The following is a 21,751-nucleotide window of genomic DNA, read 5'->3' as shown; positions in this document are numbered from 1 at the left end:
AACACGATGACCGCTTCAAACGCTAATGGCCTGCGGCCGATCCGGCGCCTGGCTTCGCTCAGGATCCAGGGCCTGGGTTTCGCCATCGGCCTGCTGGTCGCCACGGGTGCGGCCGGCGCGGCCAATCCGGTACCCCAGGCGACCGCGCCAGCCGCGGCACCGGCCGCCACGCCGGCGGCCGGGCAGGTCGCCATCACCAATATCGACTTCCGCCGCGGCGACGACGGCGCGGGCAGGCTGGTGGTCAAGTTCGACCGGGCCGGCGCGGCGCCCGACCTGCGCAACCTGGGCTCCTCGGTGGTGGTGGATGTCGGCAATGCCGAGATTCCCGCCACCCTGCAGCGTGGCCTGAACGTGGTCGACTTCGCCACCCCGGTGCAGCGGGTTGACGCCCGTCCCAGTGGCAAGGGTACCCAGCTGGTGCTCAGCACCCAGGGCGCCTTCGAATCGCTGGCCTACCAGACCGGCAACGAGTACGTGGTGGAAATCGCCCCGCGGGCGGACAAGCCGGCAATGGGAGCGCCCGGCGGTACGGCCGCGGGTACGGTCGCCAGCGCGGCCGCCAAGGTGGCGGCCACGCAGAACGCCCGCGCCTACGGGGGACGTCCGGTGACGTTCAACTTCCAGGATGTGCCGGTCCGCACCGTCCTGCAGCTGATCGCCGAGGAATCCAACCTCAACATCGTCGCTTCCGACACCGTGCAGGGCAACGTGACCCTGCGACTGGTCAACGTGCCCTGGGATCAGGCGCTGGACATCGTCCTGCGCGCCAAGGGCCTGGACAAGCGGCGCGATGGCGGCGTGATGTGGGTGGCCCCGCAACAGGAACTGGCCAAGTTCGAGCAGGACAAGGAAGACGCGCGCATCGCGATCGAGAATCGCGAGGATCTGGTCACCGACTACATCCAGATCAACTACCACAACGCCGGCGCGATCTTCAAGGCCATCACCGAAGCCAAGGGCATCGGCAATTCGAATTCCGGCGGTGGCAGCGGCAACAACCAACAGGAAAACAGCTTCCTGTCGCCACGCGGGCGCATCGTTGCCGACGAACGTACCAACACGCTGATGATCAGCGACATCCCGAAGAAGATCGCGCAGATGCGCGAGCTCATCAGCGTGATCGATCGACCGGTGGATCAGGTCCTGATCGAGGGCCGCATCGTCATCGCCACGGATACCTTCGCACGCGACCTGGGCGCGAAGTTCGGCATCGGTGGCCGCCGAAGCTTCAACGGAGGCGACAACACCGGCACAGTGGGCAGCACCCTGCCAGCGACGACGGGTCCCACGACGCCGGCGACGCGGGGACTCAATGTCAATCTGCCCGCGAAGACCTACACGCTCGGGAATCCCGCATCCATCGCCTACACGCTGCTGGGACGCAACTTCAACCTGGATATCGAACTGCAGGCGTTGCAGGAAGAGGGGCGTGGCGAGGTCATCTCCAATCCTCGCCTGGTTACCACCAACCAGCGCGAAGCGGTCATCAAGCAGGGTCGTGAGGTCGGCTACCTGACGGTTACCGGCGGCGGTACTGGCGTGCTGACCCCCACGGTGCAGTTCAAGGAAGCCCTGCTGGAATTGAAGGTCGTGCCGACCATCACCAGCGACAACCGCGTGTTCCTGGCGCTGAACGTGAAGAAGGACGAGGTGCTGCGGTTCATTGATCTGGGTGATTTTGGTTCGGTGCCGGAAATCGCCAAGCGCGAGATCAATACCGCCGTGCTGGTCGATGACGGCCAGACCGTGGTCATCGGCGGTGTCTACGAGTTCACCGACCGCACCAGCATCGCCAAGGTGCCGTTCCTCGGCGACATCCCCTTCCTGGGCAATCTGTTCAAGAAGAAGGGCCGCAGCAAGGAGAAGGCGGAGTTGCTGATCTTCGTCACCCCGAAGGTCCTTCGGGTGGCACCGCAGCAGGCGCTGTCGCGCGCGGCCAACTGAAGCGCGCGCAGTCCGCAATCGGAATGGCGACGGGGGCTTCGGCCCCCGTCCGCGTTTCTGGCGTCACGAGGACCAGGTGCACGCGGGCTAAACCGGTGGATGGGGCTGGCTGAACCAATCCATCTTTCCTTGGGTCACAATGGCCCTCCGATTCCGCACAGCCGCTCCCGATGGAAAATTCCGCTTCCGCGCCGCTTCCGCTACCCGAGCAGGGGCGCCTGCACGCCGCGTTCACCGCGCTGAGGCAGGACCTGTCGGATACCATCGTCGGCCAGGCCGCACTCATCGAACGCCTGCTGATAGCGCTGCTCGCGGATGGTCACCTGCTGGTCGAGGGGGCGCCGGGCCTGGCCAAGACCACGGCGGTCCGGGCGCTGGCGGGCCGGCTGGAGGCGGACTTCGCCCGGGTCCAGTTCACCCCGGACCTCCTGCCCGCCGATCTGACCGGCACCGAGGTGTGGCGTCCCCAGGACGGCCGTTTCGAGTTCCAGCCGGGTCCCATCTTCCACCCGCTGTTGCTGGCCGACGAGATCAACCGCGCGCCGGCCAAGGTGCAGTCCGCGTTGCTGGAGGCCATGGGCGAACGACAGGTCACCGTCGGTCGGCACACCTATCCGCTGCCTGCGCTGTTCCTGGTGATGGCGACCCAGAATCCGATCGAGCAGGAAGGCACTTTCCCGCTGCCGGAGGCACAGCTCGATCGCTTCCTGATGCATGTGCGCATCGGCTATCCCGAGGCATCCGCGGAAGCGGAAATCCTGCGCCTGGCGCGCGAGCGCGCGCAGCAGACCCTGAAACCGGTGCCGGCCACGCTGACCCGGATGCCGCAGGAAGATGTGTTCGCCGCGCGCAAGGCGGTGCTGGATCTTCACGTGGCGCCCCAGCTCGAGCGCTACCTGATCGAACTGGTGCTCGCATCGCGCGATGCCACGCGTTACGACCCGAAACTGGCGCGGCGCATCGCATGGGGCGCGAGTCCGCGCGGCTCCATCGCGCTGGAACGCTGCGCGCGCGCGCGTGCCTGGTTGGCCGGACGCGACTACGTGACGCCCGAGGACGTGCGCGCGATCGCCCCGGACGTGCTGCGCCATCGCGTACTTCCCAGCTACGAAGCCACCGCCGAGGGCTGGGATGGTGATCGGCTGGTCGCGGCGCTGCTCGACGTCGTGCCGTTGCCCTGAGGGAACCGGCATGGCGATCAACGGCGACGGCATCGCCCCGACTCTGGCCGAACTGGTCGCGCTGCGCGCCACCGCGCAGCGACGCAAGCCGGCGCGCCACGGCCGGCATTCGATCACCGGACCGGCGGCCTCGACCCTGCGTGGAAGGGGTATGGAGTACGCCGAATCGCGTGAGTACGTACCCGGCGACGACGTGCGCCACATCGACTGGCGACTGACCGCGCGCAGCGGGCGCACCCATACCAAACTATTCCAGGCCGAACGCGAACGGCTGACGCTGATCGTGGCCGATACTTCGCCGCTGCTGTATTTCGGCACCCGGATTCGTTTCAAATCCACCCAGGCCGCGCGCGCTGGCGCGGTGGCGGCCTGGAGCGCGATACGCGACGGTGATCGCGTCGCGGCGCTGCGCGGTACCGCCGCCGAGCCGCCGGTGGCGCCAGCATCCGGGACGCGGGGAGCGCTGCGCGTGCTGGATGCACTGGTGCGCTGGTACGAGCGTCCTCCCGTGGACGACCAGGGACTGGCGGTGGCATTGGACCACGCCGCGCGCCTGCTGCGGCCTGGCTCGCGTCTGATCGTGCTGGCTGATCCGCACAGCGTCGCGGCCATTCCGCAGAGTGACTGGCCGCGTTGGGCCGCGCACCACGAAATCAGCGTGCTGATGCTGTTCGACGCGCTGGAAGCTTCGCCACCGGCGTCATCACTGCCGTTCCAGACCGGTGGACACCGGGTGGAACTCGACCTCGCCGACGCCACCCAGCGGCAGCGCTGGCAGCAGTTCTTCTCGGAGCCCATGCAGGCGGCGGTGCGCGGATTGCCATTGCGTGGCGTGCGCGCCTACGCCCTGCGTGGCGATGCACCGAGTGAATCCTGGTTGCCGGCGGGCGGATCGACGCCGCAGGTGGCCTGATGAAACCGGCCGATCTGGTCCTGCGCGATGTTCATTTGCCGCCCGCGCCGACCTGGTGGCCGCTGGCGCCCGGTTGGTGGTGGCTGGCGGGATTGCTGGCGATGGTCGTCCTGTTTTTCGTGGTGCGCCATTGGCGTCGGCGCCAGCGCCGGCGCCGGTGGCTACGGTGGTTCGACGAGAGCGGCCTGGGCCACGCACCGGCCGCGCAGGTGGCGGCGATGTCCGATCTGCTGCGGCGCGCGGCGCGCGAGGTCGATTCCAGCGCGGTCCGCCTGTCGGGTGAAGCGTGGCTGCGGTTTCTTGATGGCGACACCGCGGGAGCCTTCTCGCAGGGAGACGGCCGCCTGCTGCTGGATGGCGGCTACCGGCGGGAAGTGGACCTCGATGCGGTGGCGCGCCTGCGGGGGCTGGCGCGTGCGCGTTTCCTGCAATTGATGGCGGGCAAGCGATGATCGGCGACTGGCCGCTGCTGCAGACCTTGCGCGACGCGTACGCCGGATTCGCGTGGCCGTGGATGTGGCTGGCGTTTCCGCTTCCGTGGCTGGTGCGCTGGTTGTTGCCGCCGGTCCGGAGCACCTCGGCGGCGCTGCGTGTTCCCTATGGTGGAAACCTGCAGGCCATCGCGGCGACGCATGGATTCCTGGGCAAGCGCCGGGTGGCGGCGCTGGCCTGGCTGGCCTGGTTCCTGCTGTGCGCGGCGGCGGCCCGGCCGCAGACGTTCGGCGAGGCCGTCACGCCACCGCAAAGCGGACGTGACCTGATGCTGGCCGTGGACCTGTCCGGCAGCATGAGCGAGGCCGACATGGAACTCGGCGGCAGCGTGGTGGATCGGCTGACAGCCGCAAAAGCGGTACTCGCGGATTTCCTCGATCGCCGTGCCGGCGATCGGGTCGGCCTGCTCGTGTTCGGGCAGCGCGCCTATGCGCTCACTCCGCTGACGCTGGACCGACAGAGCGTGCGCGAGCAGTTGCGCGACAGCGTGGTGGGACTGGCCGGCAGGGAAACCGCGGTGGGCGATGCGATCGGCCTGGCGGTCAAGCGATTGGCGGCGCAGGAAAAAGGGCAGCGCGTATTGATCCTGCTGACCGACGGCGTGAACACCGCGGGCATGCTGGAGCCGCTGAAGGCGGCCGAACTCGCGGCACAGGCGCGCGTGCGCGTGCACACCATCGCCTTTGGCGGCAGCGGCATGACTTCGTTCTTCGGCATGGCGGTGCCATTGCCCGGCGCCGGCGGAGAGGAGATCGACGAGGACACCCTGCGCCGCATCGCCAGGCAGACCGGAGGGCGTTTCTTCCGCGCCCGCGACATCGAGCAACTGGCGAGCATCTATGCGGAGCTGGATCGCCTGGAGCCGGTGGAACTGCCCGGTGAACAGGTGCGTCCGCGCGTCGAACGCTATCCGCTGCCGCTGGCGGCGGCACTGTGCGTGGGACTGGTCGCGTTCGCATTGCCGCGGAGGCGCGCATGACGGGGTGGATGGAATCGCTGCACTTCCTGCGCCCGCAGTTGCTGTGGCTGTTGCTGCTGGCGCCGTTGATCGGCGCGGGCTGGCGGCTGCGCCAACGACGGGCGAATGTCTGGCGGCAGGCGGTGGATGCGCATCTGTTGCCGCACCTGCTTGCCGGTGCGGGACGCGCGGGCTGGATCGCGCCGATCCTGTTGGTGCTGGGCTTCGCGATGGCGATAGTGGCGTTGGCCGGACCGAGCTGGCGCCAGGGCGAGCAGCCGTTGTGGGAACAACGCGCCCCGCTGGTCATCGCCCTGGATCTGTCCAGCGCGGTTGAAGCCGCCGATCTGCCGCCGTCGCGCCTGTTGCAGGCGCGTGGCAAGCTGGCTGCGTTGCTGCGACAGCGCCAGGGCGGACAGGTCGCGCTGGTGGCATACGCGGGCGATGCGTTCACGGTGGCCCCGTTGACCGAAGACGCGGACAACATCGCGTTGTTCCTTGACGCGCTGTCTCCCGATGTCATGCCTGTCGATGGGCAGCGGACGGATCGTGCGATTGATTGGTCGGCGCGGTTGCTGAAGCAGGCGGGTTTCGACCGCGGCGAGATCCTGCTGATGGCGGATCATGCGGACGCGGCCGCGCTCGAAGCGGCGGCCCGGGCGTCCGGACAGGGCTATCGCGTTTCCGTGCTGGGCCTGGGCAGCGAAGCTGGAGCCGCCTACCGCGCACGCGATGGCGCGTTGGCCCGGACGCGGCTGGATGCGGCGTCGCTGCGCCAGTTGGCCCAGCGCGGTGGCGGGCGTTTCGAGATGCTGGCACGCGAGGGCACGGATCTGGAAGCACTGGGCGTGCTGGCACCGGACAGCATCGATGCCGCCAGCCCGTCGGGTGCGCGCGGCAAGGCGTGGCTGGACGAGGGCTACTGGTTGCTGCCTCCGTTGATGCTGCTGATGTTGCTGGCGTTCCGCCGCGGCGCCGCGTTGATGCTGCTGGCCGTTTGTTCATTGCTGTGGGCACTGCCTTCGCAGGCCGCCGACGGCAACTGGTGGCGCCGCGCGGATCAACTGCAGCACGCGCGGATCGAGCAGGGCGTACAGGCCTACCGCAAGGGCGACTTCACCGCGGCGGAACAGGCGTTCGCCGGCCAGGACAATGCCGAGGCGTACTACAACCTCGGCAACGCATTGGCCAAGCAGGGCCGTTACGACGAAGCCATCGGCGCCTATGACAGGGCGTTGCAGCGGCAGCCGGGCATGCAGGATGCGATCGCGAATCGCCGCGCGGTCGAACAGGCGCGCCAGCGCCAGCAGGGACAGGGACAGGGACAGCAGGGCAAGAATTCCCCTGATCGGGGTGCCGGCAACGCCGGCGCCTCGCCGAATGCCTCGCGTGCGGCGAGCAATGCCGCCGCCTCGCAACAGCAGGGACAGCAACCATCGGCGACACCCGAAAAACCGCCGTCGCGGCAACAGGCGGATTCGGCACAATCCCCGGCGCGGACGGCCTCGCAGTCGCCGGATTCACCCGCGGATCCGCAAGCCCAGCAGGCCGCCGACGCGGCGCAGCGCGAGCGCATGCGCCAGGCACTCGCACGGCAATCGGAGAAGCGCGACGGCAAGGCTTCGACGGGCCAGGCCGCCGCCGAGGAGACGCCCGCCGAACGCGAGCGCCGCCAGGCCCTGCAGGCCTGGTTGAAGCGGGTACCGGATGATCCGGGCGGATTGCTGAAGGCCAAATTCCAACTGGAACACGAACGTCGGACGAGGGAAGGGCAATGAACGCGTGGTGGCGACATCCGATGGGCGTGTTGATTTGGCTTGTGCTGGCACTGGCCGCATGGCCGGCACACGCGCAGGTCGAAGCGCGTCTGGATCGCAACCCGATCGATCTCGGCGACACGGTGGCGCTGACCATCCAGTCGACGGGAGCTGCATCGGCGCCGGATCTCACCCCGCTGATGCAGGACTTCGAACTGCTGGACCAGAGCAGCGGCCGTTCGTTCGAAATGATCAACGGCACCAGCGCTTCGCGGGTGACTTACCAGATCACGCTGCGGCCGCGTCGCGAAGGCAACCTGGTCATTCCCGCGCTGCAGGTCGGAAAACAGCGCACCGCACCCATCGCGTTGACGGTCCGGCCCGCGCCGCCGGTCGCCACGCGCGCGGGCAATGCGGATGTGTTCCTGGAAACCGAAGTGGACGATGCCACGCCTTATGTCCAGCAGAGCGTGGGGGTTGTGCTGCGCCTGTTCTATGGCGTGCCGCTGGTGTCCGGCGAACTGGATCTGGATGCGCCGGACGGTGCGGTGCTGCAGAAGGTCGGCGACGACGTGCAGGGCAGTCGGGAGATCAATGGCCGCCGCTACAACCTGATCGAACGGCGCTTCCTGCTGGTGCCCGAGCGCAGCGGCACGGTGACCCTGCCGGCGCCCCGGTTCAACGGGCGTGGCGCGGGCGGCTGGTTCGACGATCTGGTCGGCAACGGGCGGCGCGAGTTGCGGGTGGCTGGTGCGCCCCGCGCACTGACGGTGCGTGCGCAGCCGCCGGGTGCGCCGCAACCCTGGTTGCCGTTGCGGGATCTGCGCATGCGCTATGTCGGCGCGCCCACGGCGGCACGGGTGGGCGAGGCGGCGACGCTGGTTGTCGAAGGCATCGCCGAGGGCGCCACCCGGGCGCAACTTCCGGAGATGCCGGTGCCATCGGTACCGGGCGCGCAGGTGTTCGCCGAACCCATCCAGTATGACGAGACCTTCACTGGCGGCGCGCCGCAGGTGAAATGGACCCAGCGCTATGCGGTGGTGCCGGATCGCCCGGGACGGCTGACGGTGTCCGGGCTGGGGATTCCCTGGTGGGACGTGGCGGCCAGCGCGGCGAAAATGGCCCGGTTGCCGGATCTGCCGTTGCAGGTCGCCGCCGGGGCGGCCGCGCCGGCCAACGCCGTGCCGGGGGCAGCGCCCGCTACGCTCCTCGGCTCGGCGGAAAGCGGCAGCGCGCTCGCAGGCGATGGCATCTGGCCATGGCTGGCGGCCGCCTTTGCGGTGCTCTGGCTGATCACCCTGGTATGGGCGCTCCAGCGCAGGCGCGCTCCCGCGCCGGTGCCTGCGCACGGCGGTGCCGGCCATGCGGCGGTGGCGCCTCGTCATGCGTTGCCGGATCTCAAGCGCGCGCTGGACACCGGCAGTCTGGACGAGGTGGGCGAGGTGTTGTGCGGCATGGCCAGCCCGCCAGCGGCGGATCTGGATGAACTCGTGCGGCGCCTGCAGCCGCCTGCGCAACGCGATGCGGTGGAACAATTGCGGCGGGCCCGGTGGGCCGATGGCGACGGCAGCGCCGCCCGCGGCGCGCTGAGGGCGGCATTCGCCGATGGTCCCCGCTGGCGCGGGGAGACCATACCGCCGCGGGCGCCGTTGCCGCCGCTGTATCCGCCGGCCTGAGTGCGCTGACGCAGGCGCACAACGGCCGCCCCGGGGAGGTTTGCTAAGCTGGATGCTTCGTTCCGAAGGCATCCCTCATGACCGAAGCCCCGACCACCGGCAAGAACAAGCTACCGCTGCACTGGAAAATGGCGATCGGTTTCATCGCCGGCCTGGCAATGGGATTGCTGGTGTACATGACGGGAATCGGCCAGCTGACCGCCGCCGGCGCCGGCAATCCGGCCTGCGTCGCCGGGGCCGCCGATCTGCCTTGGCAGTGCACCCCATGGGTGCAGCTGATCACCAGCTACGTGACCGGGCCGATTGGCCAATTGTTCCTCAATCTCATCTTCATGCTGGTGGTGCCGCTGTTGTTCTCGGCGCTGGTGGTCGGCGTTTCCGAGATGGGCGATATCCGGGCATTCGGCCGGGTAGGCTGGCGCACCCTGGGCTATACCGTGCTGATGTCGTCCATCGCGGTGGTGCTGGGACTGCTGCTGGTCAACTGGCTGCAACCGGGTAGCGGCATCGACCGCGACACCGCCCAGCACCTGCTGGCCGAGGGGGCGCAACGCGCCAGTGCCATCGTCGCCAGCACGCACGAGCAGCCGCACGGGCTCGACATGCTGCTGTCGATCGTGCCGGACAACGTCATCAAGGCTGCCGCCGACAACACCATCCTGGCGGTGATGTTCTTCGCCCTGATGCTGGGCATCGGCATGGTGCTGACGCCCGGCAAGGCCACCGATACGCTGCGCGAGGGCATCCAGGGCCTGTTCGACGTGTCGATGACCCTGATCGGACTGGTCATCCGCCTGGCTCCGTACGCGGTGTTCTGCTTCATGTTCGACCTGGCCGCGAAGTTCGGCTGGGACCTGCTGTTCAAGCTCGCCAGTTACGTCGGCGTGGTCGTATTGGCGCTGGCCCTGCACCTGTTCGTGGTCTATTCGATCGCGTTGCGCGCGATCGGCGGCTATTCGCCGCGCGCGTTCTTCCGCGGTACCCAGGAAGCGATGGTGCTGGCGTTCTCCACCGCCTCCAGCAACGCCACCCTGCCGACCTCGCTGCGGGTGGCGGAAGAAAAGCTCGGCCTGCCGCCGCGGATTTCGCGCTTCGTGCTGACCGTGGGCGCCACCGCCAACCAGAACGGCACCGCGCTGTTCGAGGGCGTGACGGTGATCTTCCTGGCCCAGTTCTTCGGCGTTGATCTCACCCTGTTCCAGCAAGTGCTGGTGATGCTGGTGTGCATCCTCGGCGGCATCGGCACGGCCGGCGTGCCGTCGGGCTCGCTCCCGGTGGTGGCGATGATCTGCGGCATGGTGGGCGTGCCGCCGCAGGGCATCGGCCTGATCCTGGGCGTCAACCATTTTCTCGACATGTGCCGCACCACCCTCAACGTCACCGGCGACATCGCGATTGCGGCGATGGTGTCCAAGGGCGAAACCGATCGCGGGCACGCCTGAGCCCGCGACCTGCCGGATCCGCTTCCGACGCCCCGCTGATCGCGGGGCGTCGGCGTTTCGCGGCCGGGAACACTGAAGACAGGAAATTCAGGGTCTCCGCAAGTCACTGATTCAAGGGGGGATTCGATTCCCAGGGCGATTCCGCCGTTTCTGCCCGGCCGCCGGTCTATGGGACAATGGGCGGCCCGCATTCCGGCGCGCCACTCCAAAGCCCCGATCTCCCCATGACGACGCCCTCCCGCCGCCAGCTCGCCAACGCCATCCGTTTCCTCGCCGCCGACGCGGTGGAAACCGCCAAGTCCGGCCATCCCGGCATGCCCATGGGCATGGCCGACATCGCCGAAGTTCTGTGGAACGACTACCTGAGCCACAGCCCGAAGAACCCGCACTGGTTCAACCGCGATCGCTTCATCCTGTCCAACGGCCACGGTTCGATGCTGCAGTACGCGCTGCTGCACCTGAGCGGCTACGACCTGCCGCTGGAAGAGCTCAAGCATTTCCGCCAGCTGCACAGCAAGACCGCCGGCCATCCGGAGCGCCATGAAACCCCCGGCGTGGAGACGACCACCGGGCCGCTGGGACAGGGCTTCGCCAACGCGGTCGGTTTCGCCCTGGCCGAGAAGCTGCTCGCGCAGCGCTTCAATCGCCCCGAATTCGAAATCGTCGATCACCGCACCTGGGTGTTCATGGGCGACGGCTGCCTGATGGAAGGCGTGTCGCACGAAGCCGCCTCGCTGGCCGGTACCTGGGGCCTGAACAAGCTGGTCTGCTTCTGGGACGACAACCACATCTCGATCGACGGCAACACCGATGGCTGGTTCACCGACGACACCCCCGCGCGCTTCGAAGCCTATGGCTGGCAGGTGGTGCGCAATGTCAACGGCCATGATCCGGTCGAGATCAAGGCCGCCATCGACACCGCGCTGAAGTCGGAAGACAAGCCGGTGCTGATCTGCTGCCGCACCACGATTGGTTTCGGTTCGCCGAACAAGGCCGGCAAGGAATCCTCGCACGGCGCGCCGCTGGGCAAGGAAGAACTGGAAGCCACCCGCAAGGCGCTGGAATGGCCGTATGGTCCGTTCGAGATTCCGCAGGAAATCTACGACGGCTGGCGCGCCGGCAACACCGGCCTGGTGCGCGAGGAACAGTGGAACATGCTGTTCGACAAGTACGCCGCGCAGTATCCGGAACAGGCCGCCGAACTGAGCCGCCGCTCGCATGGCGACCTGCCGGAAGGCTTCCTGGCCGCCGCCGATGCCTTCATCGCCAAGACCCAGGCCGAAGGCCCGGTGATCGCCTCGCGCAAGGCTTCGCAGCTGGCGATCGAAGCGTTCGCCCCGCTGCTGCCGGAAATGATCGGCGGTTCGGCGGATCTGGCGCACTCCAACCTGACCCTGTGGAAGGCCAGCAAGTCGGTCGCCACCGATGATCCGAACGCCAACTACGTGTACTACGGCGTGCGCGAGTTCGGCATGACCGCGATCAGCAACGGCCTGGCGCTGCACGGCGGTTTCCTGCCGTTCGACGCGACCTTCCTGGTGTTCAGCGATTACGCGCGCAACGCGGTGCGCATGAGCGCGCTGATTCCGGCCCATGCCATCCACGTCTACACCCACGATTCCATCGGCCTGGGCGAGGACGGTCCGACCCACCAGCCGGTCGAGCATCTGGCGTCGCTGCGCTACATCCACAATAACGACGTGTGGCGCCCGTGCGACGCGGTCGAGTCGGCGGTGTCGTGGAAAGCGGCGATCGTCCGCCGCGACGGCCCGAGCTGCCTGATCTTCTCGCGCCAGAATCTGCCGCACCAGGCGCGCAGCGAAGCGCAGGTCGCAGACATCGCGCGTGGTGGCTACGTGCTGGCCGATGCCGCCGGCACCCCGGACGTGATCCTGATCGCCACCGGCTCGGAAGTGGGCCTGGCCATGCAGGCCAAGACCACGCTGGATGCCGAAGGCATGAAGACCCGCGTGGTGTCGATGCCGTCGACCGACGTGTTCGATCGCCAGCCGGCCGAGTACCGCGAAGCGGTGCTGCCGAAGGCGGTGCGCAAGCGCGTGGCAGTGGAAGCGGCGACCACCGATTTCTGGCGCAAGTATGTCGGCCTGGACGGCGCGGTCGTTGGCATGGAGAGCTTCGGTGCCTCCGCGCCGGCGGAAGCGCTTTACAAGCACTTCGGCATCACCGTGGAGAAGGTGGTCGAGGCGGTGAAGTCGCTGGATTGAGACGGACTTGCCGTCGTGAGTCACGAAAAAGGCCGGGCGTGAGCCCGGCCTTTTTTTTGTGGGTGCGTACCGTTGCCGCCGACACCCGTCGATTGCACCGTAGAGCGGAGCTTGCTCCGCTGCCGTGGTCGTTGCCGTTCGATTGGCGGCGGTTGCGGCAGACGGATGATCGGTCGGGCCTGGATTTCAGGGGTGAAGGTCCTGGTGGGAGAAACAGCAAAAAATCAACAACAAAAGCAAAGCAGCGGAGCGAGCTCCGCTCTACGTCGGTGGTGGCGATGCGGCCTGGGCTAACCCCGGGTTTCCCGCAATCCCAATGCCAGCAGCTTCGCCTCCACGCGCTCACCCCAACCGGCGGGATTCCTCAATCCCATCCGCTCCATCGCCTCGGCATCGGCGACACCCGCTGACATTGCCCGCAACACCGTGCCCACCTTGCCCAGTGGCGTGGTGGTGTGGCTCTTCAGCCAGGACAGGGCTTTCACCAGGCGCTGTTCCACTTCGGTGAAATCGCTGCCCAGTGGGTAGTCGGGCAGGGTGCCGTCGTGGCGGAAGCGGCGCAGGCGCGCGGTCAGATGCGCGGGCGTGTTCTCCGTCCAGGCCGCCGGCGGAACGAATTCGCGACGAAGCTTGCGGCTGCGCTGTGCTTCCTCCAGCAGGCCGGACTGGAAGCGCGCGTCGGTGATGCCGGCCATCGCGATCACGCAGTCCTCGTCGTTGCGGCCGCGCAGATCGGCGATGCCGTACTCGTTGATGCACAGATCGCGCAGATGGCGCGGGATGGTGGTGTGGCCGTAGTTCCAGCGCACGTTCGAATGGGTCTTGCCGCCGGCGTCGCGGATGGCGCGGAACATCAGCACCGAGCGTGCGTCTTCCAGCGCATGCGCCATCGCCACGAAGTTGTACTGCCCACCGACGCCGGACACGACCCGCCCATCTTCCAGCCCATCCGACACCGCCGCTCCGAGCGCGGTCATCATCATCGCCGAGTTGAAGAAGCGCGCCTCGCGGCGTTGCAGGCGTTCCAGCGACTCGTGGCCGCCATAGATCTGGTTGACGCTGCCGATGCGGCGCATGCCGATGGCGCGGCGCTCGTCATCGGGGAGCGTGCGCAGCCAGTCGTAGAAGGCTGGCGATCCCAGGTAGAACGCGCCGTGCAGGTACTCGCCGTCGCGCTGCAGCCGCGCCTGGTCGCCGAGGTTCGCGGTGCCGTCGGCGATGCGTTGCATCAGCAGTTCGTCGTCGACCACCTTGCGGCGGATCACGCCGGTTTCCACCAGCCGCTTGAATCCCTCGTTGATCATTTCGCTGCAGCCGTACAGGCCGGCTTCGAAAGGATCCAGGCCGCCACTCTCGATCACCGCGGGGTGCTGTTCGAGCCGGGGATCCAGTGCCGCCAGTACCTCTCGATACGCGGCGTTGTCGGTATGGCGCAGCACCAGCGCGTGGCAGAGCGCATCGGCCAGCGCACCGATGCCGATCTGCAGGGTGCCGCCGTCGCGCACCAGCGCGCTGGCGTACAGGCCGATCGCGTATTCTGCATCGGAGACCGGCTGGCGCGGCAGTCCGAACAGCATCGGATAGGGGCCGGGCGGGGTCACCACCGCGTCGAAGTAGTCCTCATCCACCGCCGCGGTGCCGCCCAGCCAGGGCAGTTGCGGATCCACTTCCGCCACCAGCAGTGGGCGGGGCAGGCCGCGTGCCAGCACCGCCTCCACCGCGTCCTGGGTGAGGTCGTTGTTGCACGAGAGCGACAGCCGGTTTCCGCCGGGCTCGCGCGCCACCTTCTGCACGATCACGTTGAGCGCGCGATCGCCCAGCGCCCGCGCCACGTGGGTGTAGTTGAGGCTCGCGTAGCGCCGCTGCGCCTGCGAGGAGGACAGCAGCGCACCGGACTGCATGTAGAACTCCTCGATTTCGATGTGCGCAGGCAATGCGTCGCGCTTCATCGCCTGCACGTAGTCCAGGCGCGGGAAATCGTCGCCGAAATGGCGCGAGGCGAAGGGCTGGAGAAAGCGCGCTTCCAGGCCCGCGTGCGCCTGCGGCGGATCCAGCGACAGCGCGGTGTAGAGGAACCACGGGCGGGAAGCGTCCTCCCGCAGTCGCGCGTATAGCGCATTGAGCAGGCGATGCGGTTTGCCGATGCCCAGCGGCGCGCCCATGCGCAGGGTCTGCGGGGTGTGCTGGAGGATGAATTCGACGGCGCCGTCGAGGGAGTCCAGGTGAACGGTCATGCGCGCAAGCTTAGGCGAAAGCCGGTGAGGGAGGCAGGAACGAGGCGTCTGCCGGGGGGCTTGACAGGCGAACTGTTTACGCGCGTAATCGATTAAAATTTACAGGTGTAAACGTCATGTCGATCAGCGATGCCGAGGCCCTGGTGATGGAGGTGCTCTGGCGTGACCACCCGCTCGGCGCCGACGAGGTGCTGGCGGCCCTGTCTGCGCAGACAGGCTGGGCCGAGCCGACGGTGAAGACCCTGCTCAACCGGCTGCTCAACAAGGGCGCCATCCAGGCCCGGAAGGAAGGCCGCCGTTACCTCTACACGCCCGTGCTGCCCCGCGAGGATTGGGTAGGGCAGCAGAGCGTGGGAATGCTCGAACGCCTGTTCGGCGGGCGGGTCGCGCCACTGGTGGCGCATTTCAGCGAACAGGGTCGGCTGTCGCCGGCGGACATCGCCGAACTGAAGAAGCTGATTGCGGAGCTCGACGATGAGCGGTGATCTCCTGCGCCTGCTGCTGGCGACCACGCTCGCTACGTCCCTGGTCATCCTGCTCCTGTATCTGCTGCGTGCGCCACTCCGGCGCTGGTTGGGAGCGGGCGCCGCCTACGCGTCCTGGCTGTGCGTACCGGTCGCCGCGCTCGCGGTGCTGCTGCCCGCGCGCGAAGTAGCGGAGGAATGGGACGCGGTGGGCACGGTGCTGATGCCGATGCGGGCGGCCACCGCGGCCGCGGCGCCCTCCCTGTCCTCGATGTGGGAAACATGCCTGCTGGTCGCCTGGCTGGGTGGCGTCGTCGCGATGGCGGGCGCGTTGTGGGTGCGACAGCACCGCTTCGTGCGCGGCCTGGGCGAGCTGCGCCGGTGCGGGGATGGGCTGTGGAGCGCGACGAGTACGCGCGGACTGCCGGCGGCCATCGGACTGTTCCGTCCCCGCATCGTGGTGCCGGCCGATTTCGAGTCCCGCTACCTGGAGCGGGAGCGGGTTCTCATCGCCTGCCACGAGCGCCTCCACATCAGCCGCGGTGATCTGGTGGCCAATGCGCTCGTGTCGGTGGTGCGTTGCGTCTACTGGTTCAACCCGCTGATCCATCTGGCCGCGCGCCGCTTCCGCATCGATCAGGAACTGGCCTGCGACGAGGACGTCATCCGACGGTATCCCGGCGCCCGGCGCAGTTACGGCGAGGCGATGCTGAAGGGGCAGCTGGATATCGGCCCGGTGCCGCTCGCCTGCCATTGGCCCGCACCGCATCCGCTCAGGGAGCGGATCGCTCAGCTCGGAAATCAGCTTCCCTCCCGCCGTCGTCGCGCGCTGGCCACGCTGCTGGTGGCCGCGATGGCGGTCGCGGTCGGCTACGGCGCCTGGGCTACGCAACCGGCGCCGCCGGCGGCGGCGACGCAGGAGGGTCTGTACCACATCGCCATGCAGGTGAGCCTGGGCGGTGCGACCCGTGCGTTCGAGATCCGCGAGAAGCCCGGAAAGGCATTCGCGGTGTCGGGCCAGACGGAGGCCGGAGAAACCTGGAAGGGCAGGTTCCGGATCGAAACGATGGCGGCCGGGCATGCCCGCGTGATCGCCGATATCGACGTCGCCGGCAAGTCGGCGGGAAACCCCGAGATGGTGATCGAACTCGGCAAGTCGGCGAGCCTTCGCCTCGCCGATGAGAACGGAAAGCCTTCCCTCTCGATCGAACTGGTGGTCACCCTCGAGCAGGGCGCCGCGTCGCCGCTGGTCACCGGCAGCGGTTCAATCAGCCGGACGAACCGCTCCGTTGATCATTCCACGCTGGCACCGCCGCGATATCCCGCCAGCAGGCATGAAGGTACGGTGGTGATGAAACTGGTCATCGGGACGGATGGACGGGTACGCCAGGTCGGCCTCGAGCGCAGCTCCGGTTTCGACGATCTGGATCAGGCCGCGATGGCCGCCGCGCGTGGATGGCGTTTCGAACCGGCCATCGAAGCGGGCCGCGCCGTGGTGTCCATGGTGCGGGTGCCGGTGGAGTTCTCGCTGGACGAACCGGCTGATCTAGCCCAACAGGCCATACGCGATCCGGTCGAACCCTCGCGGAATGGACCGTGGATGGTGCAGCGATGAGGCGTACCGTGCATGCACTCGCGCCATGCTGGATGGTGGTGGTGATCGCCGGCCTGGCCGGTTGCGCGAGTTCCTCCAGCACCCGCATCGACAGCGTCGAGCGCCGCCTGATCATGCTGGAAGGCAGCGCGCGCTATGAAATGGCGGCGCATCAGGCGTTCGCCTATCCGGTCCCGCAGGACAACGTCTCGCCGGTGTTTCCCGGCGACTATCCCGCGCGCGAACTGGCGCCCACCACTTTGTGCGTGTCGTTCGTCGTCGATGAACTTGGCAGGCCTGCCAAGGTTGCCGCATTGGACCAGGTGGGTTGCGCGCCCGCGGAACAGTTCGCGTCCCTGCGCGATGCCATGCTGGTCGCGGTGAACCAGTGGCGGTTCGAACCGGCGATGTTCTGTGACTATCCTGATGCCGCCACCCGCGATCGCGACTGGAATGGCGTCGGCTGCGCGGGTGCGACCGTGCAGAAGCGGATCGTGCCGGTATCGCTGGCCTATGCCTTCACCTTCAGTCTCCGCAACGGCAAGGGCGAGGTGGCGTCGGCCAAGCGCTAGTCGCTGCCCGGCGCCATCGCATGCACGGCATCGGCCAGGCGGCGCACTTCCTCGGCATGATGGCTGACGTAGACGATCGGCAGGCGGATTTCGTCGCGTACCCGCTGCAGGTAGGGGATCAACTCTTCGCGACGGGCCTGGTCCAGTGCGGACAACGGTTCGTCGAACAGCAGGATCGCCGGTTGCGAGAGCAGCGCGCGGCCGATCGCCACGCGCTGGGCCTCGCCACCGGAGAGGTTGCGCGTGCGCCGGCCCAGCAGCGCGCCGATGCCGAGCAGTTCGACCACCGCGTCGAAACCGAAGCGCACCGGTGTGTCGCGGCCATGGCGTCCGTAGCGCAGGTTGCCGCGCACGTCCAGGTGCGGAAACAGACGCGCGTCCTGGAACACGTAGCCGATGCGGCGCCGGTGGGTGGCGATGTCGACGCGGCGCGCGCTGTCGAACAGCACCCGGCCATCGACTTCGATGTGTCCGGCCACCGGCGAGATCAGTCCGGCGATGGCGTTGAGCACGGTGGTCTTGCCCACGCCGGATGGACCGGAGAGCGCGAGCACGCGCGCATCCGATTGGATGCGTACGCGCCGATGGAACGCACCGCGCCGGAGTTCCACGTCCAGCCGCAGCATCAGATTTCCTCCCGGCCGCGGTGGCGCCGCGTGAGCCATTCCGACAACAGCAGCGCGATCAGCGAGATCGCCACCGCGACCGCCGCCAGTCGCCAGATGCCGGCTTCGCCCCCGGGCACCTGCATCAGCCCGTAAATCGCCGACGACAGTGTCTGGGTCTCGCCGGGGATGTTGGACACGAAGGTGATGGTGGCGCCGAATTCGCCCAACGCCTTGGCGAACGCCAGCACGGTGCCGGCGACCAGGCCGGGCCAGGCCAACGGCAGGGTGACGGTGAAGAACACCCGCCAGGGACCGGCGCCGAGCGTGGCCGCGGCCTGTTCCAGCCTGCGGTCGGTGTTCTCCAGCGAGAGCCGGATGGCGCGCACCATCAGCGGAAATCCCATCACCGCGCAGGCCAGCGCCGCGCCGGTCCAGCGGAACGCGAACACGATACCGAAGTGCTGTTGCAGGAAGGCGCCCACCGTACCCTGCGTTCCCAGGGTCATCAGCAGGGCGTAACCCATCACCACCGGCGGCAGTACCAGCGGCAGGTGCACCACCGCGTCGAGCAGCGCCTTGCCGGGAAAACGGCGCCGTGCCAGCAGCCAGCCCACCAGTACGCCGAAAGGCAGGCTGGCCAGGGCGGCGGTGATCGCCACCTTCAGGCTCAGCCGGATGGCGGTGATTTCCTCGGGCGTGAACCAGTCCAACCGGCCGGCCTACTTCAGCACGATGAAACCGCGGCGCTGGAAAATCAGCGCGGCTTGCGGCGAGGCCAGCCAGGTCACCAGCGCCTGCGCCTGGGCGTTGCGTGTGCCACGCAGCGCCGCGACCGGGTAGACGATGGGCGGATGGCTGTTGTCCGGGAACGTGGCCGCGATGCGCACCGCCGGTTCGGCGCGCGCATCGGACAGGTAGACGATGCCCAACGGGGCCTCCCCGCGCGCCACCAGCATCAAGGCGGCGCGCACGCTTTCGGACTCCGCCAGCTTCGTCTGCACGCCGTTCCAGTGGCCGAGCTTTTCAAGCGACGCGCGGGCGTACTTGCCGGCGGGAACGCTGCTGGTCTGGCCGATCGCCAGCCGCCCTTGGCCGAGCGCGGCGGCGAGCGTGCCCGCCTTGCCCAGGTCCACCTGGAGCGTGCTCGCCTTCGGCGCGATCAGGACCAATTGATTGCCGAGCAGGTTGCGCCGCTGCGCGGCGTCGACCTTGCCCCGCTGCTGCAGGTAGTCCATCCATTCCAGATCGGCGGAGAAGAACAGGTCGGCGGGCGCGCCCTGTTCGATCTGGCGCGCCAGCGCGGAACTGGCCGCATACGACACGCGTACCGGAATGCCGGTGTGTCGCTGGTAGGCGGCGGCGGCCTCGTCCATGGATTCCTTCAGGCTGGCCGCGGCGAACACGGTCAACGGTGCCTGTTCCTGGGCGATGGCGGTGGCCGCGAACCACGGCAGCAACGCCAGCAGGCACAGACGCATCAGATTTCGGCGAACGGGAACGGGGAAGCGCATGGGATGGCTCCGGATGGATTCAGGGGGACAGGACGGTCAGGGTGTCCAACTGGCGAAGGCTGCGGGCCGGACGCGCATCCTCGGGGACGACCAGGCGCAGCGGCCCGTCCGTCGCCGACAGGGCCTGGCCGTCGCAACGATCGGCCAGCAGCACGCGGCGGTTGCCCAGACTGGGATCCAGCTCGGCCAGCGAGAAGGTCACCCGGTAGCCGTCGCGCGCCACCGCTTCCACCCGGCGCGCGAGGTCGATGCCTCGAAGGGGTTCGGTCGACATCGCGCCGGCCTGCCGCAGGATGGCGACCAGGGCGACGCCTTCGCACGCGTGACGCTGGCCGTGCGCGCTGAACTCCGCCGTCTCGCGCGGCAATCCGCTGCGTGCGGCCGCATCCAGCGGAATGGACTGGCTCGCCGCTGCGGGCGTGGCGGATGCGGAGGCATGCGGATGATCTTCCGCCCAGGCGGGGACGGTGGACGTGAACAGCAGGAGTGCCAGCGAAACAATGCGTCGGACATTCATCGGAATGCGTCCTGGCCGGGGAATCAGTGTGCCGCAAGCGTCGCGTTCAGCAGCGCCGCCAGCCGCGCGCCACCCAGGCGCAGTTGCCGTTCGGCGACCGGACGCTGTGCCTCGTAGTAGGCGGCGTCCAGGGTGGCGCGGGCGGGATAGAAACCGGGAGCGACCACGATCGCGCAGGATTGCCTGGCCCAGTCGGCCGAAGCGGGTGGCAGCGTGTCGGCGCGGTCCGGCGTCGGCGCCGGCAGGGCGCGCAGCACGCGCAGGTAGGCGTCCTCGTCGAGTCCGCGGCTGTTGAGCAGGCCGCTGTCCCACACCCGGTGCAGGTTGCTGCCCTTGCCCTGGTAGCTGGTCTGGAAATCGTTGCCGCCCTTGTCGCGCGCATAGCCGGCGTGCAGCGGCTGGTGGGCGTCGCCGACCAGATGGACGACGAACTTCAGCGCCTGCAGGCGCTCGGCATCGGATCGGGTCGCATCGGCGAGGATGGCGCTCTGCGCACGGATCGCCTCGATCACGCACTTGCCATCGGGGCAATCGCGCGCCGGCTGGTAGCTGCAATCATGTTCGCCGATGTTGACGTAGTGCCAACGCGCGCTGGTCCTGCCCAGGCCCGGATCGTTCTCGCGCAGGTTGTCGGCCCAGTTGGCGATGCCGGCGAGGGTGGGATCGGTTTCGCCCTGCAGCAGGCGGGTGATCTCGGCACGTGCCTGCGGATCCAGATCGGCATCGGCCAGTCGCGCGACCAGCCGATGTCCCAGCGGCCCCCACGCATGCGCGGGAGGCGACAGCGGCAGGGCCAGGACGAAAGCGAGGAGTGCGAACAGAAAGGGGCGGGTCATGCCGGCACTTTAACCGACATGACCCGCCCCGGAGGTTACGACCTTAGAACTTCAGCACATATGCCGCGCCATAGACCAGCGGATCGATCTTGGCCTGGCCCAGCTTCACGCCACCGACCTTGACGTCGCTGTCGATGTCCATCCAGCGCACGTCCACGCGCACCGCACCGCGTTCACTGACCTTGAAATCCAGGCCGGCATGCGCGGCCAGGCCCCAGGAATCCTTCAGTTTCAACTTGCTGCCGGCAAGCGCGCCACGGGTATCTTCACTGAAGAAGGTGGTGTAGTTGACGCCGGCGCCCAGGAACGGCGACACCTTGCCCTGGCCATTGAAGTGGTACTGCAGGGTGAAGGTCGGCGGCAGGTGCTTGGTGCTGCCCACCCGGCCCAGGCCCTTGATCTCGATGTCGTGCTTGAACGGCAGCGCGGCCAGCACTTCCAGGCCCAGGTTGTCGCGCAGGAAGTATTCGAAGGTCACGGTCGGCTTGACGTCGCTGTCGATGTCCAGCGCCAGCGCGCCATTGGCCAGCTTGCCGTTGTCGGATTTCGGGTTGACCTGGTGGACGCCGAAACCGAGCGTCCAGTCGCCCTTGGACTGCGCGAAGGCGGGCAGCGCGGCGCCGGCGAGGGCGACGGCGAGAACGGCGGATACGAGGGGCTTGTTCATGGGACTTCTTCTTCTCGAGGGGACGTGTGGGTGAATCGATGTAGCCAGTGTCCGCGCCCGCGCGGCGCGTCGCCTTGATCCGGATCAATGGCGCGTGAAGAGGCGCGAAATCGCGTGCGGAGCGGGCATGGACCCGGCATCGGCGCCTGGCCGACCG

General features: G+C 68.1%; 19 protein-coding genes. 12 read left to right on the top strand and 7 right to left on the bottom strand.

The genetic code is table 11. The annotated features are described in order from the left end of the window. The first annotated feature begins 6 nt into the window (after window positions 1-6). The 9 genes from FG323_RS07905 to tkt all read left to right on the top strand — a co-directional run bounded on the left by FG323_RS07905 (window position 7) and on the right by tkt (window position 12,591). Window positions 7-1,947, top strand: coding sequence for a type IV pilus secretin PilQ family protein (locus tag FG323_RS07905; RefSeq protein WP_141453981.1), 1,941 nt, complete (start codon window positions 7-9; stop codon window positions 1,945-1,947). Window positions 1,948-2,117: 170 nt separating this feature from the next. Next, window positions 2,118-3,128: a MoxR family ATPase gene (locus tag FG323_RS07900; protein ID WP_141453980.1), complete on the top strand. Its 1,011-nt coding sequence runs from the start codon at window positions 2,118-2,120 to the stop codon at window positions 3,126-3,128. Between the two features lie 10 nt (window positions 3,129-3,138). Beyond that, window positions 3,139-4,041 carry a DUF58 domain-containing protein gene (locus FG323_RS07895; protein ID WP_141453979.1) on the top strand — a complete coding sequence of 301 codons (903 nt, stop codon included), beginning with the start codon at window positions 3,139-3,141 and terminating at the stop codon, window positions 4,039-4,041. Next, window positions 4,041-4,493: a DUF4381 domain-containing protein gene (locus FG323_RS07890; RefSeq protein ID WP_141453978.1), complete on the top strand. Its 453-nt coding sequence runs from the start codon at window positions 4,041-4,043 to the stop codon at window positions 4,491-4,493. The genes FG323_RS07895 and FG323_RS07890 overlap by 1 nt, the downstream gene beginning before the upstream one ends. Continuing rightward, window positions 4,490-5,512 carry a VWA domain-containing protein gene (locus FG323_RS07885; protein ID WP_141453977.1) on the top strand — a complete coding sequence of 341 codons (1,023 nt, stop codon included), beginning with the start codon at window positions 4,490-4,492 and terminating at the stop codon, window positions 5,510-5,512. The genes FG323_RS07890 and FG323_RS07885 overlap by 4 nt, the downstream gene beginning before the upstream one ends. Further along, window positions 5,509-7,269, top strand: a complete 1,761-nt coding sequence (locus tag FG323_RS07880) for a tetratricopeptide repeat protein (protein WP_141453976.1) — start codon at window positions 5,509-5,511, stop codon at window positions 7,267-7,269. The genes FG323_RS07885 and FG323_RS07880 overlap by 4 nt, the downstream gene beginning before the upstream one ends. Before the next feature lie 26 nt (window positions 7,270-7,295). After that, on the top strand, window positions 7,296-8,924 hold the full coding sequence (locus tag FG323_RS07875; protein ID WP_255470102.1) for a BatD family protein: 1,629 nt from the start codon (window positions 7,296-7,298) through the stop codon (window positions 8,922-8,924). Window positions 8,925-9,001: 77 nt separating this feature from the next. Beyond that, window positions 9,002-10,366, top strand: coding sequence for a dicarboxylate/amino acid:cation symporter (locus FG323_RS07870; protein ID WP_141453974.1), 1,365 nt, complete (start codon window positions 9,002-9,004; stop codon window positions 10,364-10,366). 224 nt (window positions 10,367-10,590) lie between these two features. Next, entirely contained in the window at window positions 10,591-12,591 is a 2,001-nt protein-coding gene (gene tkt, locus FG323_RS07865; RefSeq protein WP_141453973.1) for a transketolase, read from the top strand. 290 nt (window positions 12,592-12,881) lie between these two features. Here tkt and FG323_RS07860 read toward each other — a convergent pair whose 3' ends face one another. Beyond that, window positions 12,882-14,825, bottom strand: coding sequence for an acetyl-CoA hydrolase/transferase C-terminal domain-containing protein (locus FG323_RS07860; RefSeq protein ID WP_141453972.1), 1,944 nt, complete (start codon window positions 14,823-14,825; stop codon window positions 12,882-12,884). 116 nt (window positions 14,826-14,941) lie between these two features. Here FG323_RS07860 and FG323_RS07855 point away from each other — a divergent pair, with 116 nt between their 5' ends. The 3 genes from FG323_RS07855 to FG323_RS07845 are packed head-to-tail and all read left to right on the top strand — an operon-like array spanning window position 14,942 to window position 17,455. Beyond that, window positions 14,942-15,310, top strand: a complete 369-nt coding sequence (locus FG323_RS07855) for a BlaI/MecI/CopY family transcriptional regulator (RefSeq protein ID WP_141453971.1) — start codon at window positions 14,942-14,944, stop codon at window positions 15,308-15,310. Next, the gene (locus tag FG323_RS19845; protein ID WP_255470101.1) at window positions 15,300-16,904 is read left to right on the top strand and encodes a TonB family protein; all 1,605 of its coding nucleotides are present in this window, start codon (window positions 15,300-15,302) and stop codon (window positions 16,902-16,904) included. Before FG323_RS07855 ends, FG323_RS19845 begins: the two co-directional genes overlap by 11 nt. Next, the gene (locus tag FG323_RS07845; RefSeq protein WP_141453970.1) at window positions 16,901-17,455 is read left to right on the top strand and encodes a hypothetical protein; all 555 of its coding nucleotides are present in this window, start codon (window positions 16,901-16,903) and stop codon (window positions 17,453-17,455) included. The genes FG323_RS19845 and FG323_RS07845 overlap by 4 nt, the downstream gene beginning before the upstream one ends. Here the strand turns inward: FG323_RS07845 and FG323_RS07840 are convergent. The 6 genes from FG323_RS07840 to FG323_RS07815 are packed head-to-tail and all read right to left on the bottom strand — an operon-like array spanning window position 17,452 to window position 21,594. Then, a complete protein-coding gene (locus FG323_RS07840; protein ID WP_141453969.1) occupies window positions 17,452-18,081 on the bottom strand; it encodes an ATP-binding cassette domain-containing protein in 630 nt (209 codons plus the stop codon). The genes FG323_RS07845 and FG323_RS07840 overlap by 4 nt on opposite strands. Next, entirely contained in the window at window positions 18,081-18,773 is a 693-nt protein-coding gene (gene modB, locus FG323_RS07835; protein WP_141453968.1) for a molybdate ABC transporter permease subunit, read from the bottom strand. The genes FG323_RS07840 and modB overlap by 1 nt, the downstream gene beginning before the upstream one ends. Window positions 18,774-18,782: 9 nt before the next feature. Next, window positions 18,783-19,541: a molybdate ABC transporter substrate-binding protein gene (gene modA / locus FG323_RS07830; protein ID WP_141453967.1), complete on the bottom strand. Its 759-nt coding sequence runs from the start codon at window positions 19,539-19,541 to the stop codon at window positions 18,783-18,785. 52 nt (window positions 19,542-19,593) lie between these two features. Continuing rightward, window positions 19,594-20,091 (bottom strand): hypothetical protein, encoded by a 498-nt coding sequence (locus FG323_RS07825; protein ID WP_141453966.1) that lies wholly within the window; start codon window positions 20,089-20,091, stop codon window positions 19,594-19,596. A gap of 23 nt (window positions 20,092-20,114) precedes the next feature. After that, entirely contained in the window at window positions 20,115-20,927 is an 813-nt protein-coding gene (locus FG323_RS07820) for a S1/P1 nuclease (RefSeq protein WP_141453965.1), read from the bottom strand. Between the two features lie 43 nt (window positions 20,928-20,970). Further along, window positions 20,971-21,594 carry an OmpW family outer membrane protein gene (locus FG323_RS07815; protein ID WP_141453964.1) on the bottom strand — a complete coding sequence of 208 codons (624 nt, stop codon included), beginning with the start codon at window positions 21,592-21,594 and terminating at the stop codon, window positions 20,971-20,973. Window positions 21,595-21,751: the final 157 nt, after the last annotated feature.

The sequence above is a fragment of the Pseudoxanthomonas sp. z9 genome, from assembly GCF_006542425.1.
GTDB lineage: Bacteria > Pseudomonadota > Gammaproteobacteria > Xanthomonadales > Xanthomonadaceae > Pseudoxanthomonas_A.
This window is presented reverse-complemented; position numbering and strand designations above follow the sequence as displayed.

What these genes read in the sequence shown, in the direction of transcription:
- FG323_RS07905 (WP_141453981.1), top strand. Translation starts at nt 7, where the DNA reads ATGACCGCTTCAAACGCTAATGGCCTGCGGCCGATCCGGCGCCTGGCT.
- FG323_RS07900 (WP_141453980.1), top strand. Translation starts at nt 2,118, where the DNA reads ATGGAAAATTCCGCTTCCGCGCCGCTTCCGCTACCCGAGCAGGGGCGC.
- FG323_RS07895 (WP_141453979.1), top strand. Translation starts at nt 3,139, where the DNA reads ATGGCGATCAACGGCGACGGCATCGCCCCGACTCTGGCCGAACTGGTC.
- FG323_RS07890 (WP_141453978.1), top strand. Translation starts at nt 4,041, where the DNA reads ATGAAACCGGCCGATCTGGTCCTGCGCGATGTTCATTTGCCGCCCGCG.
- FG323_RS07885 (WP_141453977.1), top strand. Translation starts at nt 4,490, where the DNA reads ATGATCGGCGACTGGCCGCTGCTGCAGACCTTGCGCGACGCGTACGCC.
- FG323_RS07880 (WP_141453976.1), top strand. Translation starts at nt 5,509, where the DNA reads ATGACGGGGTGGATGGAATCGCTGCACTTCCTGCGCCCGCAGTTGCTG.
- FG323_RS07870 (WP_141453974.1), top strand. Translation starts at nt 9,002, where the DNA reads ATGACCGAAGCCCCGACCACCGGCAAGAACAAGCTACCGCTGCACTGG.
- tkt (WP_141453973.1), top strand. Translation starts at nt 10,591, where the DNA reads ATGACGACGCCCTCCCGCCGCCAGCTCGCCAACGCCATCCGTTTCCTC.
- FG323_RS07860 (WP_141453972.1), bottom strand. Translation starts at nt 14,825, where the DNA reads ATGACCGTTCACCTGGACTCCCTCGACGGCGCCGTCGAATTCATCCTC.
- FG323_RS07855 (WP_141453971.1), top strand. Translation starts at nt 14,942, where the DNA reads ATGTCGATCAGCGATGCCGAGGCCCTGGTGATGGAGGTGCTCTGGCGT.
- FG323_RS19845 (WP_255470101.1), top strand. Translation starts at nt 15,300, where the DNA reads ATGAGCGGTGATCTCCTGCGCCTGCTGCTGGCGACCACGCTCGCTACG.
- FG323_RS07845 (WP_141453970.1), top strand. Translation starts at nt 16,901, where the DNA reads ATGAGGCGTACCGTGCATGCACTCGCGCCATGCTGGATGGTGGTGGTG.
- FG323_RS07840 (WP_141453969.1), bottom strand. Translation starts at nt 18,081, where the DNA reads ATGCTGCGGCTGGACGTGGAACTCCGGCGCGGTGCGTTCCATCGGCGC.
- modA (WP_141453967.1), bottom strand. Translation starts at nt 19,541, where the DNA reads ATGCGTCTGTGCCTGCTGGCGTTGCTGCCGTGGTTCGCGGCCACCGCC.
- FG323_RS07825 (WP_141453966.1), bottom strand. Translation starts at nt 20,091, where the DNA reads ATGAATGTCCGACGCATTGTTTCGCTGGCACTCCTGCTGTTCACGTCC.
- FG323_RS07820 (WP_141453965.1), bottom strand. Translation starts at nt 20,927, where the DNA reads ATGACCCGCCCCTTTCTGTTCGCACTCCTCGCTTTCGTCCTGGCCCTG.
- FG323_RS07815 (WP_141453964.1), bottom strand. Translation starts at nt 21,594, where the DNA reads ATGAACAAGCCCCTCGTATCCGCCGTTCTCGCCGTCGCCCTCGCCGGC.